General features: G+C 59.1%; 14 protein-coding genes. 11 read left to right on the top strand and 3 right to left on the bottom strand.

The window, feature by feature from the left end:
- Positions 1-18 precede the first annotated feature (18 nt).
- Genes RGM3321_RS25635 through edd form a run of 3 tightly spaced genes read right to left on the bottom strand, consistent with a single transcriptional unit; the run spans position 19 to position 3,595 of the window.
- A complete protein-coding gene (locus RGM3321_RS25635) occupies positions 19-756 on the bottom strand; it encodes a response regulator transcription factor (RefSeq protein WP_044319266.1) in 738 nt (245 codons plus the stop codon).
- 50 nt (positions 757-806) lie between these two features.
- Positions 807-1,772 (bottom strand): glucokinase, encoded by a 966-nt coding sequence (locus RGM3321_RS25630; RefSeq protein WP_244395385.1) that lies wholly within the window; start codon positions 1,770-1,772, stop codon positions 807-809.
- Complete coding sequence (edd, locus tag RGM3321_RS25625; RefSeq protein WP_002552315.1) at positions 1,769-3,595, bottom strand: phosphogluconate dehydratase; 1,827 nt, start codon at positions 3,593-3,595, stop codon at positions 1,769-1,771. The genes RGM3321_RS25630 and edd overlap by 4 nt, the downstream gene beginning before the upstream one ends.
- Positions 3,596-3,814: 219 nt before the next feature.
- Here edd and gap point away from each other — a divergent pair, with 219 nt between their 5' ends.
- The 11 genes from gap (at position 3,815) to RGM3321_RS25570 (ending at position 16,992) form a co-directional block, all read left to right on the top strand.
- Positions 3,815-4,816: a type I glyceraldehyde-3-phosphate dehydrogenase gene (gene gap, locus RGM3321_RS25620; protein ID WP_244395384.1), complete on the top strand. Its 1,002-nt coding sequence runs from the start codon at positions 3,815-3,817 to the stop codon at positions 4,814-4,816.
- 113 nt (positions 4,817-4,929) lie between these two features.
- Positions 4,930-5,448, top strand: coding sequence for a sigma-70 family RNA polymerase sigma factor (locus RGM3321_RS25615; RefSeq protein ID WP_057402358.1), 519 nt, complete (start codon positions 4,930-4,932; stop codon positions 5,446-5,448).
- Between the two features lie 59 nt (positions 5,449-5,507).
- Positions 5,508-6,473: a FecR domain-containing protein gene (locus RGM3321_RS25610; protein ID WP_244395383.1), complete on the top strand. Its 966-nt coding sequence runs from the start codon at positions 5,508-5,510 to the stop codon at positions 6,471-6,473.
- Positions 6,474-6,594: 121 nt separating this feature from the next.
- The gene (locus tag RGM3321_RS25605; RefSeq protein ID WP_244395382.1) at positions 6,595-9,174 is read left to right on the top strand and encodes a TonB-dependent receptor; all 2,580 of its coding nucleotides are present in this window, start codon (positions 6,595-6,597) and stop codon (positions 9,172-9,174) included.
- A gap of 116 nt (positions 9,175-9,290) precedes the next feature.
- Positions 9,291-9,905: a biliverdin-producing heme oxygenase gene (locus tag RGM3321_RS25600; protein WP_244395381.1), complete on the top strand. Its 615-nt coding sequence runs from the start codon at positions 9,291-9,293 to the stop codon at positions 9,903-9,905.
- Positions 9,902-10,360: a YbaN family protein gene (locus RGM3321_RS25595; protein WP_054077878.1), complete on the top strand. Its 459-nt coding sequence runs from the start codon at positions 9,902-9,904 to the stop codon at positions 10,358-10,360. Before RGM3321_RS25600 ends, RGM3321_RS25595 begins: the two co-directional genes overlap by 4 nt.
- A gap of 98 nt (positions 10,361-10,458) precedes the next feature.
- Positions 10,459-10,815, top strand: coding sequence for a DUF5064 family protein (locus RGM3321_RS25590; protein WP_244395380.1), 357 nt, complete (start codon positions 10,459-10,461; stop codon positions 10,813-10,815).
- 265 nt (positions 10,816-11,080) lie between these two features.
- Positions 11,081-12,589, top strand: a complete 1,509-nt coding sequence (locus RGM3321_RS25585) for a sigma-54-dependent transcriptional regulator (RefSeq protein ID WP_244395379.1) — start codon at positions 11,081-11,083, stop codon at positions 12,587-12,589.
- 171 nt (positions 12,590-12,760) lie between these two features.
- Positions 12,761-14,491, top strand: a complete 1,731-nt coding sequence (locus RGM3321_RS25580) for a PAS domain-containing sensor histidine kinase (RefSeq protein WP_244395378.1) — start codon at positions 12,761-12,763, stop codon at positions 14,489-14,491.
- Positions 14,476-14,865 carry a response regulator gene (locus RGM3321_RS25575; protein ID WP_244395377.1) on the top strand — a complete coding sequence of 130 codons (390 nt, stop codon included), beginning with the start codon at positions 14,476-14,478 and terminating at the stop codon, positions 14,863-14,865. The genes RGM3321_RS25580 and RGM3321_RS25575 overlap by 16 nt, the downstream gene beginning before the upstream one ends.
- A 9-nt stretch (positions 14,866-14,874) precedes the next feature.
- Positions 14,875-16,992 (top strand): EAL domain-containing protein, encoded by a 2,118-nt coding sequence (locus RGM3321_RS25570; RefSeq protein ID WP_244395376.1) that lies wholly within the window; start codon positions 14,875-14,877, stop codon positions 16,990-16,992.
- Positions 16,993-17,133: the final 141 nt, after the last annotated feature.

The following is a 17,133-nucleotide window of genomic DNA, read 5'->3' as shown; positions in this document are numbered from 1 at the left end:
GCTCCTGCCACCGGCGGGTTAATAACCGTTGCCCGCTTGCGAGTTGACGTTCGCGGCCAGCAGATAACCACTACCGCGAATGGTGCGGATCAGACGCGGCGACTTGCCGGTATCGCGCAGACGCTGACGCAGACGACTCACCGCCATATCGACGATCCGCTCCAGCGGCATCAGTTCACGCCCGCGTGTGGCATTACCGATAGTGTCACGGTCGAGAATCTGCTGGGGATTGTCGAGAAACAGCTTGAGCAGCGCGAAGTCGGCACCGGACAGAATCACTTCTTCGCCGTCATTGTGAAACAACCTGTGACTGACCATGTCCAGCCGCCACTCATCGAACAGAATGACATCGCCGCCAGGACGCTCCTGGCCGAACTGGGCGCGCCTCAGCAATGCCTTGATACGCGCTTGCAGCTCACGCGGGCTGAACGGCTTGCCCAGATAATCATCAGCCCCCAATTCCAGGCCGATGACCCGGTCGGCTTCGTCCGAACTGGCAGTCAACATGATGATCGGCACATGCGGCTGGCGCGGATGCTGGCGGATCCATTTGCACAGACTGAAACCGTCTTCATCGGGCAGCATCACATCAAGGATCAGCAAATCACTGGGTTCTTCGTTGAAGGCGCGCCGAAAATCAGCGCCATCACCCACCGTACGCACCTGAAAACCAGCACGACTCAGGTAGGCGTCCAGCAACTCGCGAATCTCCTGATCGTCATCCACCAGCAGGATCGATTTACTGACTGAACTCAAGTTGAGGCGTCCTCGTTTGACGGTGAATCTTTGTTGTTATGGGATGCTGCTCAGATCTGCGAACCGAAGGCCTGTTGTAGAGCAACCCCTGAGCCCATCAGGCCAGGGTACTCGGCGGTGACCAGCCAGACCGGCAGGTTCTTGAAATAATCGCTCATCACACCCTTCTCGGCCATGGCTCGCTTGAAACCGCTGTTGATGAAGAACTCAGTGAAGCGCGGCACCACGCCACCAACAATGTACACACCGCCCAGGCTGCCCAGAGTCAGCACATTGTTGCCCACCACCCTGCCGAGAAACACACAGAACTGCTCCAGCACGGCTGCGGCTACCGGGTCGCCCGCCAGCGCTGCCGAGGTGACAGCCGCAGGCGACTTGAGCACCGGCTCGATATCGTCCAGGGCGCAACTGACCTGATACAGCAACAGCAATCCCGCGCCACTGAGTACGACTTCAGCGCTGACATGCTCATGCTCGGCCATCAGACGTGTCCACAACAGCGCCTCGCGTGCCGTGCCGATTGGCAGGTCAGCGTGCCCGCCCTCGCCCGGCAGCGCCAGCCAGCGACTGCCTTCAAGCTTGATCAGCGTGCCGATGCCCAGCCCCGTACCCGGCCCGACCACCACACGCGGACGATCAGGCTTGCCAGCGCCAGGGCAAACCGTCAGGTATTCATCTTCCTTGAGCCGGGTCATGCCCAGCGCCATGGCGGTGAAGTCGTTGATCAGCAGCAGGTGATCGACTTTCAGGTCAGCGCAAAATGCCTCACGGCTCAACTGCCAATGGCTGTTGGTGAATTGAAAAAAATCGCCATCCACCGGTCCGGCCACGGCCAGGCATACGTGACTGATATCACCGCGCTGCAATTCAAGGTCCTGCAAATAGACTTCGATGGCCTTTTCCGGCCCGGCGTAGTCAATGGTCGGGAATACCCGGACAGAATGCAGCGTGTCGTCTTCCCAAATGGCAAAACGTGCATTGGTACCGCCTATATCACCGACCAGGGCCAACTTCACTTGAGCGTCTCCAGACTAGAAGTAAAGGCGCTGGCACCTTGCTCTGCGGAGCTGAAGGCCATGCGCATGAATCCAAAGAGCTCGCGACCACAGCCGACACTGTTGTCGATCTGGTTGATGGCCGGTTCTCTGGCGGCCAATTCTGACGCTTCGACCAGAACTTGTAACGTGCCTTTTACGCCATCCACACGGATCACATCACCATCGCGCACCAGTGCCAACGGGCCACCATCAAACGCCTCCGGGCAGACATGAATGGCCGCAGGGATTTTGCCCGAGGCGCCCGACATGCGTCCGTCGGTGACCAGCGCAACCTTGAAACCACGGTCCTGCAGAACCCCCAGAAACGGCGTCATCTTGTGCAACTCGGGCATGCCGTTGCAGCGCGGCCCCTGGAAGCGCATCACGGCGACGAAATCGCACTCCAGCTCACCCGCCTTGAACGCATCGGCCAGCTCCTTCTGATCCTGAAAGACCTTGGCTGGCGCTTCGACGATCTGATGCTCCGGGGCCACGGCAGAGACTTTCATCACACCGCGGCCCAGGTTGCCTTCCATGACCCGCAAACCACCTTCCGGCGAGAACGGACGGGCGACCGGACGCAAAATGTTTTCATCAAGGCTTTCAAGCGGTCCTTCGCGCCAGACCAGCTTGCCATCCTCCAGGAATGGCTCTTTGGTGTAGCGGCTCAAGCCGTAACCGGCCACGGTATTGACGTTTTCGTGCAACAAACCGGCAGCCAGCAGCTCGCGGATCAGGAACGACATGCCGCCCGCCGCCTGGAAGTGGTTGATATCGGCTTTGCCGTTGGGGTAAACGTGGCTGAGGGTGGGCACCACTTCCGACAGGTCGGCCATGTCTTGCCAGGTCAGTTGAATGCCCGCGGCCTGGGCAATCGCCGGCATGTGCAGCGTGTGGTTGGTCGAACCACCCGTCGCGTGCAACGCAACGATGGAGTTGACCAGCGAGCGCTCGTCGACGATTTCGCCGATCGGCATGAAACTGCCGCTCTGCATGGTCAGACGCGTCACCTGGCGAGCTGCTTCGGCGGTCAGCGCATCGCGCAGTGGCGTGTAGGGATTGACGAACGAGGCACCGGGAAGGTGCATGCCCATGACTTCCATCAGCAGCTGGTTGGTGTTGGCCGTGCCGTAGAAGGTGCAGGTTCCCGGACCGTGATAGGACTTCATTTCCGAGTCAAGCAACTCTTCACGGCTGGCCTTGCCTTCCGCATAACGCTGCCGTACGTCGGCTTTTTCCTTGTTGGAGATACCTGAAACCATAGGCCCGCCGGGCACGAAGATGGTCGGCAGATGACCGAAACGCAGTGCACCCATCATCAGGCCAGGGACGATCTTGTCGCAGATACCCAACATCATGGCGGCGTCGAACATATTGTGTGACAAAGCAACTGCCGTAGACATGGCAATCACTTCGCGACTGGCAATGGCCAGTTCCATACCCGGTTCACCCTGGGTCACGCCATCGCACATGGCAGGCACGCCGCCGGCAAACTGACCGACCGAACCAATGTCACGTAAAGCCTGTTTGATCTGGGCAGGAAAGTGTTCGTAGGGCTGATGCGCCGAGAGCATTTCGTTGTAGGAGGAGACGATTGCCACGTTAGCGGCGTTCATCAGACGCAGGCTTTGCTTGTCTTCCGGCCCGCAGGCAGCGACGCCGTGAGCGAAGTTGGCACATTGAAGCTTGCCGCGCATCGGGCCATCGCTCGCTGCGCCGCGAATCAATTGAAGGTAGCGCTGACGGGTATCGCGACTGCGGGCGATGAGTCGCTCAGTTACTTCAAGGACGCGGGGATGCATGTGATGAACTCCAGGCTAACGTCTAAGGTCACCCGTAAAGACGGTTCCGGTTTTCGAGCAGTGACGGGCGGGGAGCAGAACCCTGATCTCGATCAACCGGGAGGGCCTTTCAGGCTTGTAGTTGTAGATAAAACAAAATATTGCCACTAAAAAGGCTTGTTTTCTATTTCTATGAGAATAATCTTGTAATTCCAACAACAAATTCAGAAGGACGGCTGTATGACTCTTCGTATCGCAATCAACGGTTTTGGCCGCATCGGCCGCAACGTCCTACGCGCACTGTATACCCAAGGCTACCGTCAGGACCTGCAGGTCGTCGCCATCAACGATCTTGGCGACAGCGAAATGAACGCACACCTGCTGCGTTTCGACACCGTACACGGCCCTTTCAGCGGCACGGTCGAGTGCGACAAGGATAGCCTGACCGTCAATGGTGACCGTATTTCGGTCAGTGCCATTCGCAATCCGGCCGAACTGCCGTGGAAGGCGCAGGACATCGATGTAGTGTTCGAGTGCACCGGCCTGTTCACCAGCCGTGACAAGGCCGCCGCGCACCTCACTGCCGGTGCCCGTAAGGTCATTATCTCCGCCCCTGCCAGCGGTGCCGATGCCACCATCGTCTATGGTGTCAACCACGACACGCTGCGTCAGTCGCACCAGATCATCTCCAGTGCATCCTGCACCACCAATTGCCTGGCTCCGGTCGCCCAGGTGCTGCACCGTGAGCTGGGGATCGAAAACGGTCTGATGACCACCATCCATGCCTACACCAACGACCAGAACCTGATTGATGTCTATCACACCGATCCGTACCGCGCCCGTTCGGCCACGCAATCGATGATCCCGAGCAAGACCGGCGCTGCCGAAGCGGTGGGTCTGGTGCTGCCGGAGCTGGCAGGCAAACTCACCGGCATGGCGGTACGCGTGCCAGTGATCAACGTTTCGCTGGTCGACCTGACCGTGACCCTGAAGCGTGAAACCACCGTTGAAGAAGTCAACGCACTGATGAAAGAAGCCAGCCAGCATTCCAAGGTGCTGGGTTACAACGCCCTTCCGCTGGTTTCCCACGACTTCAATCACAACCCGTTGTCGTCGATTTTCGACGCCAATCACACCAAGGTCAGTGGCAAGTTGCTCAAGGTACTGTCGTGGTACGACAACGAATGGGCGTTCTCCAATCGCATGCTCGACAACTGCCTGGCACTGCACAACGCCGAGTAAATTCAGCGTCGCAGTGGGCAGCACAGCAAGATAATTATTTACAGATGCAGGCTTGACCCGACCAAAAGATGAGAAGCATTATCATTTGCTCACATCTCTGGTCGGGCCTCTCTGTGTCGCAGTCACGCTTCAACGATGTCTTTCTGGCCCAGCGCCCGGTTCTGCTACGCACGCTGCAACGCATGGTCGGCAACCAAAACGCTGCCGAAGACCTGCTTCAGGAAACCTGGCTGCGCGTCAGCCGTGCATTGACCGAACACCCCGTCGACCACCTTGAACCCTTCGTCTTTCAGACCGCCCGCAACCTGGCGCTGGATCATTTGCGTGCGCGGCGTATTCATGGCCGGACCATGCTCGAAGACGTCTCACCTGCCCGGCTCGAAAGCGTCGTAGCCCAGATGGGCTCGCCTGAAGACGCTGCGCACGCCAAGCGCCTGCTTGAAAACCTGAGTGCCAGCCTGAGTACGTTGAGCCCGCGCCAGCAGAAAATCTTTACCCTCAGCCGCCTCGATGGCCGCAGCTATCTGGAAATCGCCGAGCAACTGCAGGTCTCCGCCAGTACCGTCCAGAAAGAACTGAAGCTGATCATGGCCATCTGCGTAGGCGTCCTTTCAAGACTTGACCCGCCCTGAACCCTGCCGCACGCTGCCAGAATCTAATCGATACAGTTTCAGGATTGCCGAGGAACACTGTGGCCCCGAGAACCGAACGCCCGCACGCGATTGCGCAGGACGTGTTGAGCAACGCTGCAATGGATCAGGCACTGACCTGGCTGGTCGAACTGGAAGGCGCCGACGCCAACCGGCTTGCCCGCTTTCAGGAATGGCTGAACGCCGATCCAGAACACGCACGCGCCTTCGATAAGGCCCGGACACTCTGGAATTCACAGCCGGTTCAGCACGCCGCCGAAAGCATCGCGCAACCCCGCAAGCCATCGGTGTGGCAACGTGTCCGTGCGCAGTGGAAACCTCTGGCCACTGCAGCGGTGTTGCTGTTGGGGCTGTTCAGTTTCAGCAATCTGCCGCTGCGCCTGCAGGCCGATCACCTGACGATAATCGGTGAACGCCAGCGCCTGGAACTGGCAGACGGCTCGAAAGTGCTGCTCAATACCGACTCGGCCTTCTCCAGCCAGATCGATGAGCAACAGCGCTCTGCTCGCCTGCTGCAAGGCGAAGCATTCTTCGATGTCAGTTCCAGAGCGGGTGTGCCGCTGGAAATCGAAGCCGGACCGGTGCGCATGAGTGCCAACAGCACCGAGTTTTCCGTGCGCTATCTGAACGGCGTTGCCCAGGTAAAAGTGCAGCGCGGCGCTGTCGACGTGCGTGCCACACGCGGCGACTCCAGCGTCAGCCTGGGGGCCGGAGAAAGCGTTCGCGTGGGGCCTGCTGGCTTCGGGCATCGTGAAAAGCTTGACCCGGTCCGGGATTTCGCCTGGGTGCAGGGCCGACTGATCTTCGACAACCGCCCGCTGAGCGAAGTGCTGACTGAGCTGCGGCGCTACTATCCTGGCTGGATTATCAGCACCAACCTGCAACTGGATCGTGTGGCGGTGACCGGCAACTATCGCCTGGACAACCCGCTCGACGTGGTGCGGTCGCTGGCACAGATCACCTCGGCAAGCCTTCACGAAATGCCCGCGCTGGTGATTCTCAACTGAAGGAAAGTTTTTTTACTCGATAGCGACTGCCCGTTCGTCTAGTTATAGCCAATGCAACTGATTCTCATTTTGAAACAGTTTGTAAACACTATAACGAGCAACACCCCAGGGAGCGCTACCGATGTCATCCACGTTCACGCCTGCCGCCCAACCACGCGTACGGCTCACGCTATCTCTGCTGACACTTGCAGTGCTGGGCGCCAGTCTGCAGACGGTCAACGCCAGTGCTGCCAGTGAAAGCACCCAGGCGGTACGCCCGGCAGGCACCTATAGCTTCTCGATCAGGCAGCAACCACTGGTGTCGGCCCTGAACGAGTTCAGCCGCGTGACCGGATGGCAGGTAGGCATGCCAGCGGATCTGGCTCAAAACGTCATTTCTCCTGGTGCACATGGCAACCTGAGCGCCGCACAGGCGCTGGACAACATGCTGGCTGGCAGTTCGCTGAGCTATCGCAATCTGGGCAACAACAATGTAGTGCTGGAAAAGCGCACCGCAACCGCCGGCGTCATGGCCCTCGATCAGATCACCGTCAGTGCCACGCGCCAGGCACAGGATGTCGCCACAGTACCAAACACCGTCAGCGTGCATTCCCGCGAAGAACTGGACCACAGCAACGTCAACACCATCCGTGATCTGGTGCGCTACGAGCCGGGGGTTTCGGTGGGCGGTGCAGGCCAGCGTGCAGGCACAACCGGCTATAACATCCGTGGCATTGACGGTAACCGAATCCTGACTCAGGTCGATGGCGTCGAGGTCCCTGACAGCTTTTTCACCGGCCCTTATGCGCAAACCCATCGCAACTATGTCGACCCGGAAATCGTCAAGCGTGTGGAAATCCTCCGCGGTCCGGCCTCGGCGCTGTACGGCAGCAGCGCGATTGGCGGGGTGGTCAGCTATTACACGCTGGACCCGGATGACATCATCAAGCCCGGCAAGGACGTCGGCGCGCGCCTCAAGACCGGCTACAGCTCGGCAGACCAAAGCTGGCTGAACTCGGCCACAGTCGCAGGCCGTCAGGGCGAGTTCGACGGCTTGCTGCACCTGAGCCAGCGCAATGGCCACGAAACCGAATCCTATGGCAGCACTGGCGGTACCGGCCTGGGCCGTACCGAAGCCAACCCTCAGGACGCGCGCAGCACCAATATTCTAGCCAAGCTGGGCTGGAACTACGCCGACGGTTCGCGTCTGGCTCTGGTCTACGAAAAGTACAAGGACGACCGCGACAGTAACCTGAAAAGCGCAGTCGGCGGGCCGTTCACCAACGGTAGCGGGCTGGGCATGTATCAATCGCGCGAGGGTAACGACACCATCACCCGCGAGCGCTTCGGGATCGAAAACAGCTTTGCCGTCGACAGCCTGCTGGTCGACAACCTCAAATGGAGCATGAATTACCAGACCGCGAAAACTGATCAGAGCACTCGGGAGCGGTACTTTCCGTTCTCCCGAGATGTCATTCGTGATCGCGACACGCACTATCAGGAAAAACAGTGGGTATTCGATGCCCAACTGGACAAGGCATTCTCCATCGCCAGCACGGACCATGTGCTGACCTACGGCACGACGGTAAAGCAGCAGAAAGTCACCGGGCTGCGCAGCGGCAGCGGGACCTGTGCGCGCGTATTCGGCTCCTGCCGTGCCGTTGGTGCAGACAGCCCGAGCGACCGTCTGGCCGCGACGAGCGATTTCCCGGACCCGACCATCACCAGCTATGCGCTGTTCGCACAGGATCAGATCAGCTGGAACGACTGGACCTTCATGCCTGGCGTGCGTTACGACCATACCCGGCTCGATCCGAAGTTCACGCCAGAATTTCTCAGGTCGGTCAGCCTGAGCGACCCCGACCAGGCCAACGATGAAACGCGGACATGGCATCGCTTGTCGCCCAAGTTCGGTGTGACCTATGCACTTAGCGACGCCTACACCTGGTACGGCCAGTACGCCGAGGGCTTCCGTACCCCTTCGGCCAAGGCCCTTTATGGCCGCTTCGAAAACCCGACGGCAGGCTATGTGGTTGAGCCCAATCCGAACCTGGAACCGGAAACCAGCAAGAGCTATGAAACCGGCCTGCGCGGCCGCTTTGAAGCAGGCTCGTTCGACATCGCGGTGTTCTATAACAAGTACCGCGACTTCATCAACGAGGACGCCATCACCCCCGGCTATAGCGAACTCACGTTCCAGTCCAACAACATCAAGCACGCAACCATGAAGGGCGCGGAATTCAAAGGGCGCATCAATCTCGACAGCATCGGTGCGCCAAACGGTCTGTACAGCCAGGCATCGGTTGCCTACGTGCAGGGCCGCAACAACGATACAGGCGAGCCGATCAACAGCGTCAACCCGCTGACCGGTGTGATCGGCCTGGGCTATGACCAGAATGACTACGGTGGTCTGCTGAGCTGGACGCTGGTCAAGCGCAAGAATCGCGTGGACGACAGCAATTTCCACACGCCGGACGGCACCTCCAGTCAATTCAAGACCCCGGGCTTCGGCATTCTGGACCTGAGCGGCTACTACAAGGTCAGCGACGATGTGACCGTCAATGCGGGCCTGTACAACCTGACCGACAAGAAATACTGGCGCTGGGACGATGTGCGCGGCTACGACGGCGTGGGCGAAGCTGGTGTGACTGCGCCCGCCAATCTGGATCGCCTGACCCAGCCGGGACGCAACTTCAGCGTCAACGTGGTATGGGACATCTGAACCTGAAAGTAGCGTAAAGCCCGTCGCCGAGTACATCGGCGGCAGGCTTTTTTTACGCTTTCGGGTGCAGCTATTCGTCTATTCAACAAGCCCCTTTTTCAGCAAGGAAGAACTCGATGACTCTTGATCAGAACCGACCGACCCTGCGTTCGCAACGCCTTAGTCAGATTACCCACGCGCCGCACGAGCAACTCGACAAGGTGGTCAAGGCCCACGCGCCGTTTGAAACCCTGGCCAGCTACGCACGCTTCGTGGTTGCTCAATACCTTTTTCAGACGGAACTGCAAAGCCTGTACAACGAGCCTGCGCTGGAGGCGATCATCAACGACCTGCCGGCCCGCTGCCGCGCCGAACAGGCCGGGGCGGATCTTGCCGACCTGAACATGGACCTTCCCCTGCCGGTGGCCGGAGGAGTAAAAGCGCCGAGCACCGCAGAAGCGCTCGGCTGGCTATTTGTCTCCGAAGGTTCCAAGCTGGGCGCTGCATTCCTGATCAAACGCGCTGAAGCCTTGAACCTGAGCCACAGCTTTGGCGCCCGGCATCTGGGCGAGCCTGCCGGGGGCCGCGCTGCCGGCTGGAAAACCTTTGTCAGGACGCTTGACGGGCTGTCGCTGACCGCCGAGCAGGAAGTAGCACTGGATCGAGGCGCCATTGCCGCATTCGAGCGCTTCAATGTCCTGCTGCAACACGCCTACGCCGATGCCCCTATTACAGATCTGGCACAGGCATGAAAAAGCGCCCGGTGCTGTTAAGCTGGCCGGGCTCCCCGAACCTGCCTGTAGAGACCATGACGTACAAACCACCCGGCTCAAGACTCTCGCGCCTTTTATACGGCATCCTCGCCTATGTCGCCCTCGGCATCGGCATTGTCGCGATCTTCATTCCCGGCTTGCCGACCACCGAGTTCATTCTGCTGGCGGCCTGGGCGGCGACACGCAGCTCGCCGCGTCTGAATGCCTGGCTGGAAAACCATCGTGTGTTCGGCCCGATTCTGCACAACTGGCGCAACGGCAGACTGGTCGCCCGCAAGGCCAAGATCAGCGCCACCATCAGCATGCTGGTCTGCGCCGTGGTGATGTTGAGCCTGATCGGCCACGCCTGGTGGCTGTACCTGGCGCTCACCGGCATGGCGCTGGGTAATCTTTGGATATGGTCGAGGCCGGAACCGGACAAGATCGATCGTTGAGCGCAGGCATGTTGCGAGCGGCACTCTGCACGAGGCTGAACCGTCTGGTCGCGAGGAGTGTCAGACTGAGCACACTCACCACTTGATGGAGTCACTTCATGTACGAGCCAGGCCATCTGCACCTCACCCACGTGGCGCTTCAACCGTCGGATATCAGCTATGACATCCACTTGCGCTACAACGTGGAGGAAGATCCCAAGCAAGGCACGTCCATGCACTTCACCATGCAGGGCGAAATCAACGGCAAGCCGTTCGAAGAGCAATTCCAGCTGCCCCGTGACCTGGCGTTCAACTTCGCACATGACGCCAGTCGCATCGCGATAAGGCACGGCTTGCCCAACTCGGCCGCACTGCCCATCGCCCAGCACAAGGACTACGACCGAATGTTCGCGGACATTCGTGACAAACTCCACGCCAAGTCAGGCGACCCGGTGAGGCCGGAGCATCTGGAGTAAGCACCAGGTTCCTCGTGGCAACGGGAGCGTGAGGTCCGGAGAGCACTAGCGTGCGGTAGCGTGAGGAACGAGGCTCCGCAGAACACCAGCGTGCAGTAGCGTGAGGAGTGAGGCCCGGAGAAGACCATCGTGCCCATGCGTAGGGAACGATAGGTGCGCGCAAGAACACTATCGTGATCGTGCCCATGCACACTGCCGGATTTCACCAAACCTGCCGCTACAAGGCATACTTGCCGCCTTCTCATTCGCGAACCGTCAACGCCTCATGCGCATCCATGTCAGCTTCATCGACCGCGTCGGTATCACCCAGGAAGTGCTGGCGATCCTGGGTGGACGCAATCTGAATCTGGATGCCGTGGAAATGGTACCGCCCAATGTCTATATCGACGCGCCCACCCTCAGCCACCAGATGCTCGAAGAGCTCAAGGACGCGCTGTTTCGGGTTCGTGGGGTAGAAGCAATCACTGTGGTCGACATACTGCCCGGTCAGCGCCGCCATCTACAGCTGGACGCGCTGCTCGCCGCCATGACCGACCCTGTGTTGGCACTGGATAGCGCCGGGCATGTACTGCTGGCCAATCCCGCGCTGATCGCACTGATTGGCCGGGAACCTGCGGGCGAACCCATTGCTGAACTGTTCGCCGACCCCGGCCTGCAAGCGGCCCTGCTGGAAAACAGCTTTCGACTGCCACTGCGCGAAATTACCCTCAACGGTGAAGCGCTGTTGCTGGATGCCACCCCGATCACCGAGGCAGGTGCGCTGATTACCCTGTACCTGCCCAGCCGTATCGGCGAACGCCTGTCGGCGCTGCATCACGATCACGCCGAAGGTTTCGATGCGCTGCTCGGCGAGTCAGCCGCAATCCGCACCCTCAAGGCACGCGCGCAACGTGTGGCGGCGCTGGACGCACCGTTGCTGATTCAGGGTGAGACCGGCACCGGTAAAGAACTGGTGGCCCGGGCTTGCCACGCCAGCAGCGCCCGCCACGGCGAACCATTCCTGGCGCTGAACTGCGCGGCGCTGCCGGAAAATCTCGCTGAAAGCGAACTGTTCGGCTATGCCCCGGGCGCCTTTACCGGCGCCCAGCGCGGCGGCAAGCCAGGGCTGATGGAATTGGCCAATCAGGGCACCGTGTTTCTCGATGAAATCGGTGAGATGTCGCCTTATCTGCAAGCCAAACTGCTGCGTTTTCTCAACGATGGCAGCTTTCGCCGTGTCGGTGGAGATCGGGAGGTCAGGGTCAATGTGCGTATCCTTAGCGCCACCCACCGCGATCTGGAAAAAATGGTCAGCGAAGGCACCTTCCGGGAAGACCTTTTCTACCGGCTCAACGTCCTCAATCTTGAGGTGCCACCGCTGCGCGAACGCGGGCAGGACATTCTGTTGCTGGCCCGCTACTTCATGGAACAGGCCTGTGCGCAGATTCAGCGTCCGGTGTGCAGGCTTGCGCACGGCACCTACCCTGCTCTGCTGGTCAATCGCTGGCCGGGCAATGTTCGTCAATTGCAGAACGTGATTTTCCGTGCTGCCGCCATCTGCGAACACACTCAAGTGGATATAGGCGATCTGGATATCGCAGGCACCGCAGTAGCGCATCAGCACGACAGCCCCGTGGACAGCCTCGAGCATGCCGTCGAGGCATTTGAAAGAAATCTGCTGGAAAAACTCTACGCAGACTACCCGTCTACCCGTCAATTGGCCGCGCGCCTGCATACCTCGCACACCGCCATCGCTCATCGGCTGCGAAAATATGGAATACCGGGCAAGCGCTAATCTATTGACGCCATTTATCAAAAATATATTCCGAAAAGATTCATTTAATAACTAAACTGTCGATACTGATCTGGTATGGTCCACAAACCTCTTATCATCCATTTGAGTGGATGTCCGTAAGTTTGATTACGGCCGTAATGGCAGAAAGGTCAGGTAGTACCGGGAAGTGATATGTCAACCCCGCCAGCAGACCGCCCGCTTGCCGATTCTCAGTCTCGTGCTGAAAAAATCGTCGAATCTCGCCGTCAGAAAATCCTGCTCAAAACCGGCGCGCTGCAGGACGCGATTTTCAACAGCGCCTACTTCTCCAGCATCGCAACCGACGAACACGGTGTCATCCAGATATTCAACGTCGGTGCCGAACGCATGCTCGGTTACCACTCTGAAGATGTGGTCGACAAAATCACGCCGGCAGACATCTCCGACCCCGCCGAGCTGATTATCCGCGCGGCAGCGCTCAGCCATGAACTGAACACGCCCATCACGCCGGGCTTTGAGGCGTTGGTGTTCAAGGCTTCGCGTGGCATCGAAGACATCTACGAATTGACCTACATCCGCAAGGACGGCAGCCGCCTGTCAGCCATGGTGTCGGTCACCTCACTGCGAGACAGCGCCGAAACCATCATTGGTTATCTGCTGATCGGCACCGACAACACCGCGCGCAAGCAGGAAGAGGAAGCCCAGGCCCTGCTGGATCAGCGGTTGCGGGACCAGCAGTTCTACACCCGCTCGCTGATCGAATCGAACATCGACGCGCTGATGATGACCGACCCGCAAGGCATCATTTCCGACGTCAACAAGCAGATGATGGCGCTGACCGGGCGCACCCGTGATGAGTTGATCGGCGCGCCCTGCAAAAACTTCTTCACGGACCCGGCAAGTGCCGATGCCGCGATCAAACGCGTGCTCAGCGAACACAAGGTCAGTGACTACGAACTCACCGTACGTGCCTACGACGGCACCGAAACCGTGGTGTCCTACAACGCTGCGACCTTTCATGACCGGGACCGCAAGCTCAAGGGTGTTTTCGCTGCCGCCCGGGATGTGACCGAGCGCAAGCGCTTCGAGCGTACGCTGGAAGAAAAAAACGTCGAGCTGGAACACGCCAGCCATATGAAGTCCGAGTTCCTTGCCACCATGTCCCACGAGTTGCGCACACCACTGAACGCCGTCATCGGTTTTTCCGAGGCGCTCAAGGACGGCATGGTCGGCGACATGACCGATGCCCAGCGACGGTACATCGGCGATATATTCAACAGCGGCCAGCATCTGCTCTCGCTGATCAACGACATTCTCGACCTGTCCAAGGTCGAAGCCGGAATGATGACCCTGGAGCTTGAGCCGGTCGATCTGGACGAATTGCTGAGCAACAGCCTGCTGATCGTTCGTGAGCAAGCCGCCCTGCAACGCATTCAGTTGAAACTGGAAACAGAAGCCGACTTCGGCCTGCTTGAGCTGGATCGGCGCAAGACCAAACAGATTGTCTACAACCTGCTTGCCAACGCCGTGAAATTCAGCGAACCCGAAGGCTGGGTGACCCTGGCAGTACGCCAGGTGTCATTTGCCCAGGCAGGCATCATCGAGGGTGACTGGCCGGTACACGCGTTTCCATTGCCGTCCAGTGACTACGAACAGTTTCTGGAACTGAGCGTCAGCGACACGGGAATCGGTATCGCCCAAAGCGATATGAACAAACTGTTCAAAGCCTTCAGTCAGATCGACAGTGGCCTGGCACGCAAATTCGAGGGTACCGGACTGGGTCTGGCGATGGTCAAGCAACTAACCGAACTGCACGGCGGTTGCGTTGCGGTCGCAAGCGTCAAGGACCTCGGCGCACGCTTTGTGGTCTGGCTGCCGATCCGCCCGCCTGAATGCGAGGAGGCACGATGGCCCAGATCCTGATCGTTGAAGACAATGCGGCGAATATGCGCCTGGCGGAGCTGTTACTGACCAGCGCCGGTCATGGCGTACTGTCGGCAGTCGATGCCGAAACCGGCCTGAAACTAGCCCGCGAGCGTCAGCCCGACCTGATTCTGATGGATATTCACCTGCCGGAAATGGACGGCCTGAGTGCCACCGCGCTGTTGAAGAAAGACGTAAGTACAGCCGCGATCCCGGTGGTCGCCTTGACCGCGATGGCCATGAAGGAAGACAAGGAAAAGATCCGTCTGGCGGGCTGCAACGCTTATATCATCAAGCCATTGCGCTACAAGGAGCTGTACCGGGTTATCGACACCCTGCTGGAAAAAAATCTGCCTCAACAGCCAATTACCTGAGCATTCGATATGACCCAGAGCGCCGCAACCATCCTGATTATCGATGACGATGTTCATGTCCGGGACCTGCTGGAGGTTCTGCTGCAGAATCAGGGTTATCGGACGCTGACTGCGGAATCGGGCGAGCTGGGGCTGGCCATGGTCGAACAACAAGCGCCTGACCTGATCCTGTTGGACATCATGATGCCGGGCATGGACGGTTACGAAGTCGCCAGCCAGCTCAAGGCTAGCAAGAGCACCGCCAATATACCGATCATCATGCTCTCGGCACTCGACAAGCAAAGTGCGCGTTTGTCAGGACTGGAAGCCGGTGCCGAGGAATACCTCAACAAACCGGTGGACAGCGCCGAGCTGTGGTTGCGTGTGCGTAACATGCTGCGCCTCAAGGCGTTTGGCGACTACCTGAAAAACCACAGCCTGATCCTCGAAGATCAATTGCAGCAGCGCACCATCGACCTTGAACGTTTTCGTACAGTGATGGACGCTTCTGAAGATGCCATCTTCCTGATCAACCGCAACACCATGAGCCTGATCGAATTCAATCGCAGGGCATGTCAGCTGCTGGGCTACACCGCTGAAGAACTGGCGCACAAGACCCCCGCCGAGCTGGGCGAGACGTCGATGGAAAACCTGGAAGTCGTGTACGACCAGATCATCGCCGGCAAAGGTCCCAGCGAACCACTGGAAACCCAGATTCGCGACAAGAGCGGACGCGATGTCGAAGTCGAGATCCATCGTCAGGCCTACCGTACCGGCGAGGACTGGGTCATTGTCGGCATCGTCCGTGATATCACCCGTCGCAAGGAAAGCGATCAGCGCCTGCTGACCATGGCCCACTACGACGCACTGACCGGCCTGCCCAATCGGGACCTGTTTTTTACCAGCCTGCAAATGGGTGTGACCCAGGCGGCCATCAGCCGCTGGAAGCTGGCGGCACTGACGGTGAATCTGGATGGCTTCAAGAACATCAACGAAACCTGGGGGCATGTACTGGGCGATGAGGTGCTGCTGGAAGTCAGCCACCGCCTGTCGGAGTGCCTCAACGCCAGCGACACCCTTGGCCGCGTGGATGGCGATCAGTTTGCACTGATTCTGATGCTTCGTGACGGCCAGGCCGACACCCGCCAGACACTGGACCGCATTCGCAACGCATTGCGCGTGCCTTTTAAGTTGGAAGGCCAGAGTATCGTCATGACCGCCAGTATCGGCATCGCACTTTATCCGGAGGACGGCGAAGACTCCCGCGAGCTGATCAAACACGCCTACACCGCAATGAACAGCGCTAAAAAAATGGGCCCGGACACCTATCGGTTCTATACCGCACAGATGAACGCTGACGTCTCGGCACGCCTGGACCTCGAGGCGGCATTACGCGACGCTGTGCAAAAACAGGCGTTCGAGATTGTCTACCAGCCCAAACTGAACCTTGCTGACAATCAGGTATGCGGGCTTGAAGCCTTGCTGCGCTGGCCGCGCCCTGGCCAGTCAGGCATCTCGCCTGCCGTATTCGTTCCGGTGCTGGAAAGCCTGGGGTTGATCGGTGAAGTCGGCAACTGGGTCGTCGACAGCGTTTGCGAGCAGATTGCGCGCTGGCAACGTTCCGGGCTGGGCTCTTTTCAGGTGGCAGTCAACATCTCCGGGCAGCAGATTTCCAGCAGCAGTCTGGTGGCCGACATTCGTCAGGCACTTGAGAAACACAAGGTCGCGCCGCAGTGGCTGGAGGTCGAACTGACGGAAAGCTCGTTGATGGAGAACACCTCTCACACCATCGCTACCCTGGGTGCGCTACGTGCCAATGGCGTGAGTATTTCCATCGACGATTTCGGCACCGGCTATTCAAGCCTGGCGTACCTGCGCCGCTTCCCTATCGACAAGCTGAAAATCGACATCGCATTCATTCGCGAGGTGACCAGCAACCCACAGGACGCGGCCATCGCCAGAGCCATCATCGAGCTGGCTCACAGCCTCGACCTGCAGGTGATCGCCGAAGGGGTTGAAGCCCCAGAGCAACTGGCGTTCCTGCGCGAAAACCATTGCGATCAAATTCAGGGCTATCTGATCAGCAAGCCACTGCCGCTTGAAGAGCTCGAAACGTTTTTGTGCTCACCGGCAAGCCGCGTCGGGTAACTGCCGACGCGCTAGCGAGAGGTTCCGGGTAATAGCCATTGGTAGTCGGGTGCAATCATGCCGGCCCGATCGTAGCGAAAACGCTCCACCGTAACGATTTCGCTCCAAAACGGCTCATTCCCCACGCATCAAGGCCTTGAT

Source organism: Pseudomonas sp. RGM 3321, from assembly GCF_022836805.1.
Taxonomy (GTDB): domain Bacteria; phylum Pseudomonadota; class Gammaproteobacteria; order Pseudomonadales; family Pseudomonadaceae; genus Aquipseudomonas.
Note: the sequence above shows the minus strand (reverse complement) of the source record. Positions and strands in the feature narration are given on the sequence as shown.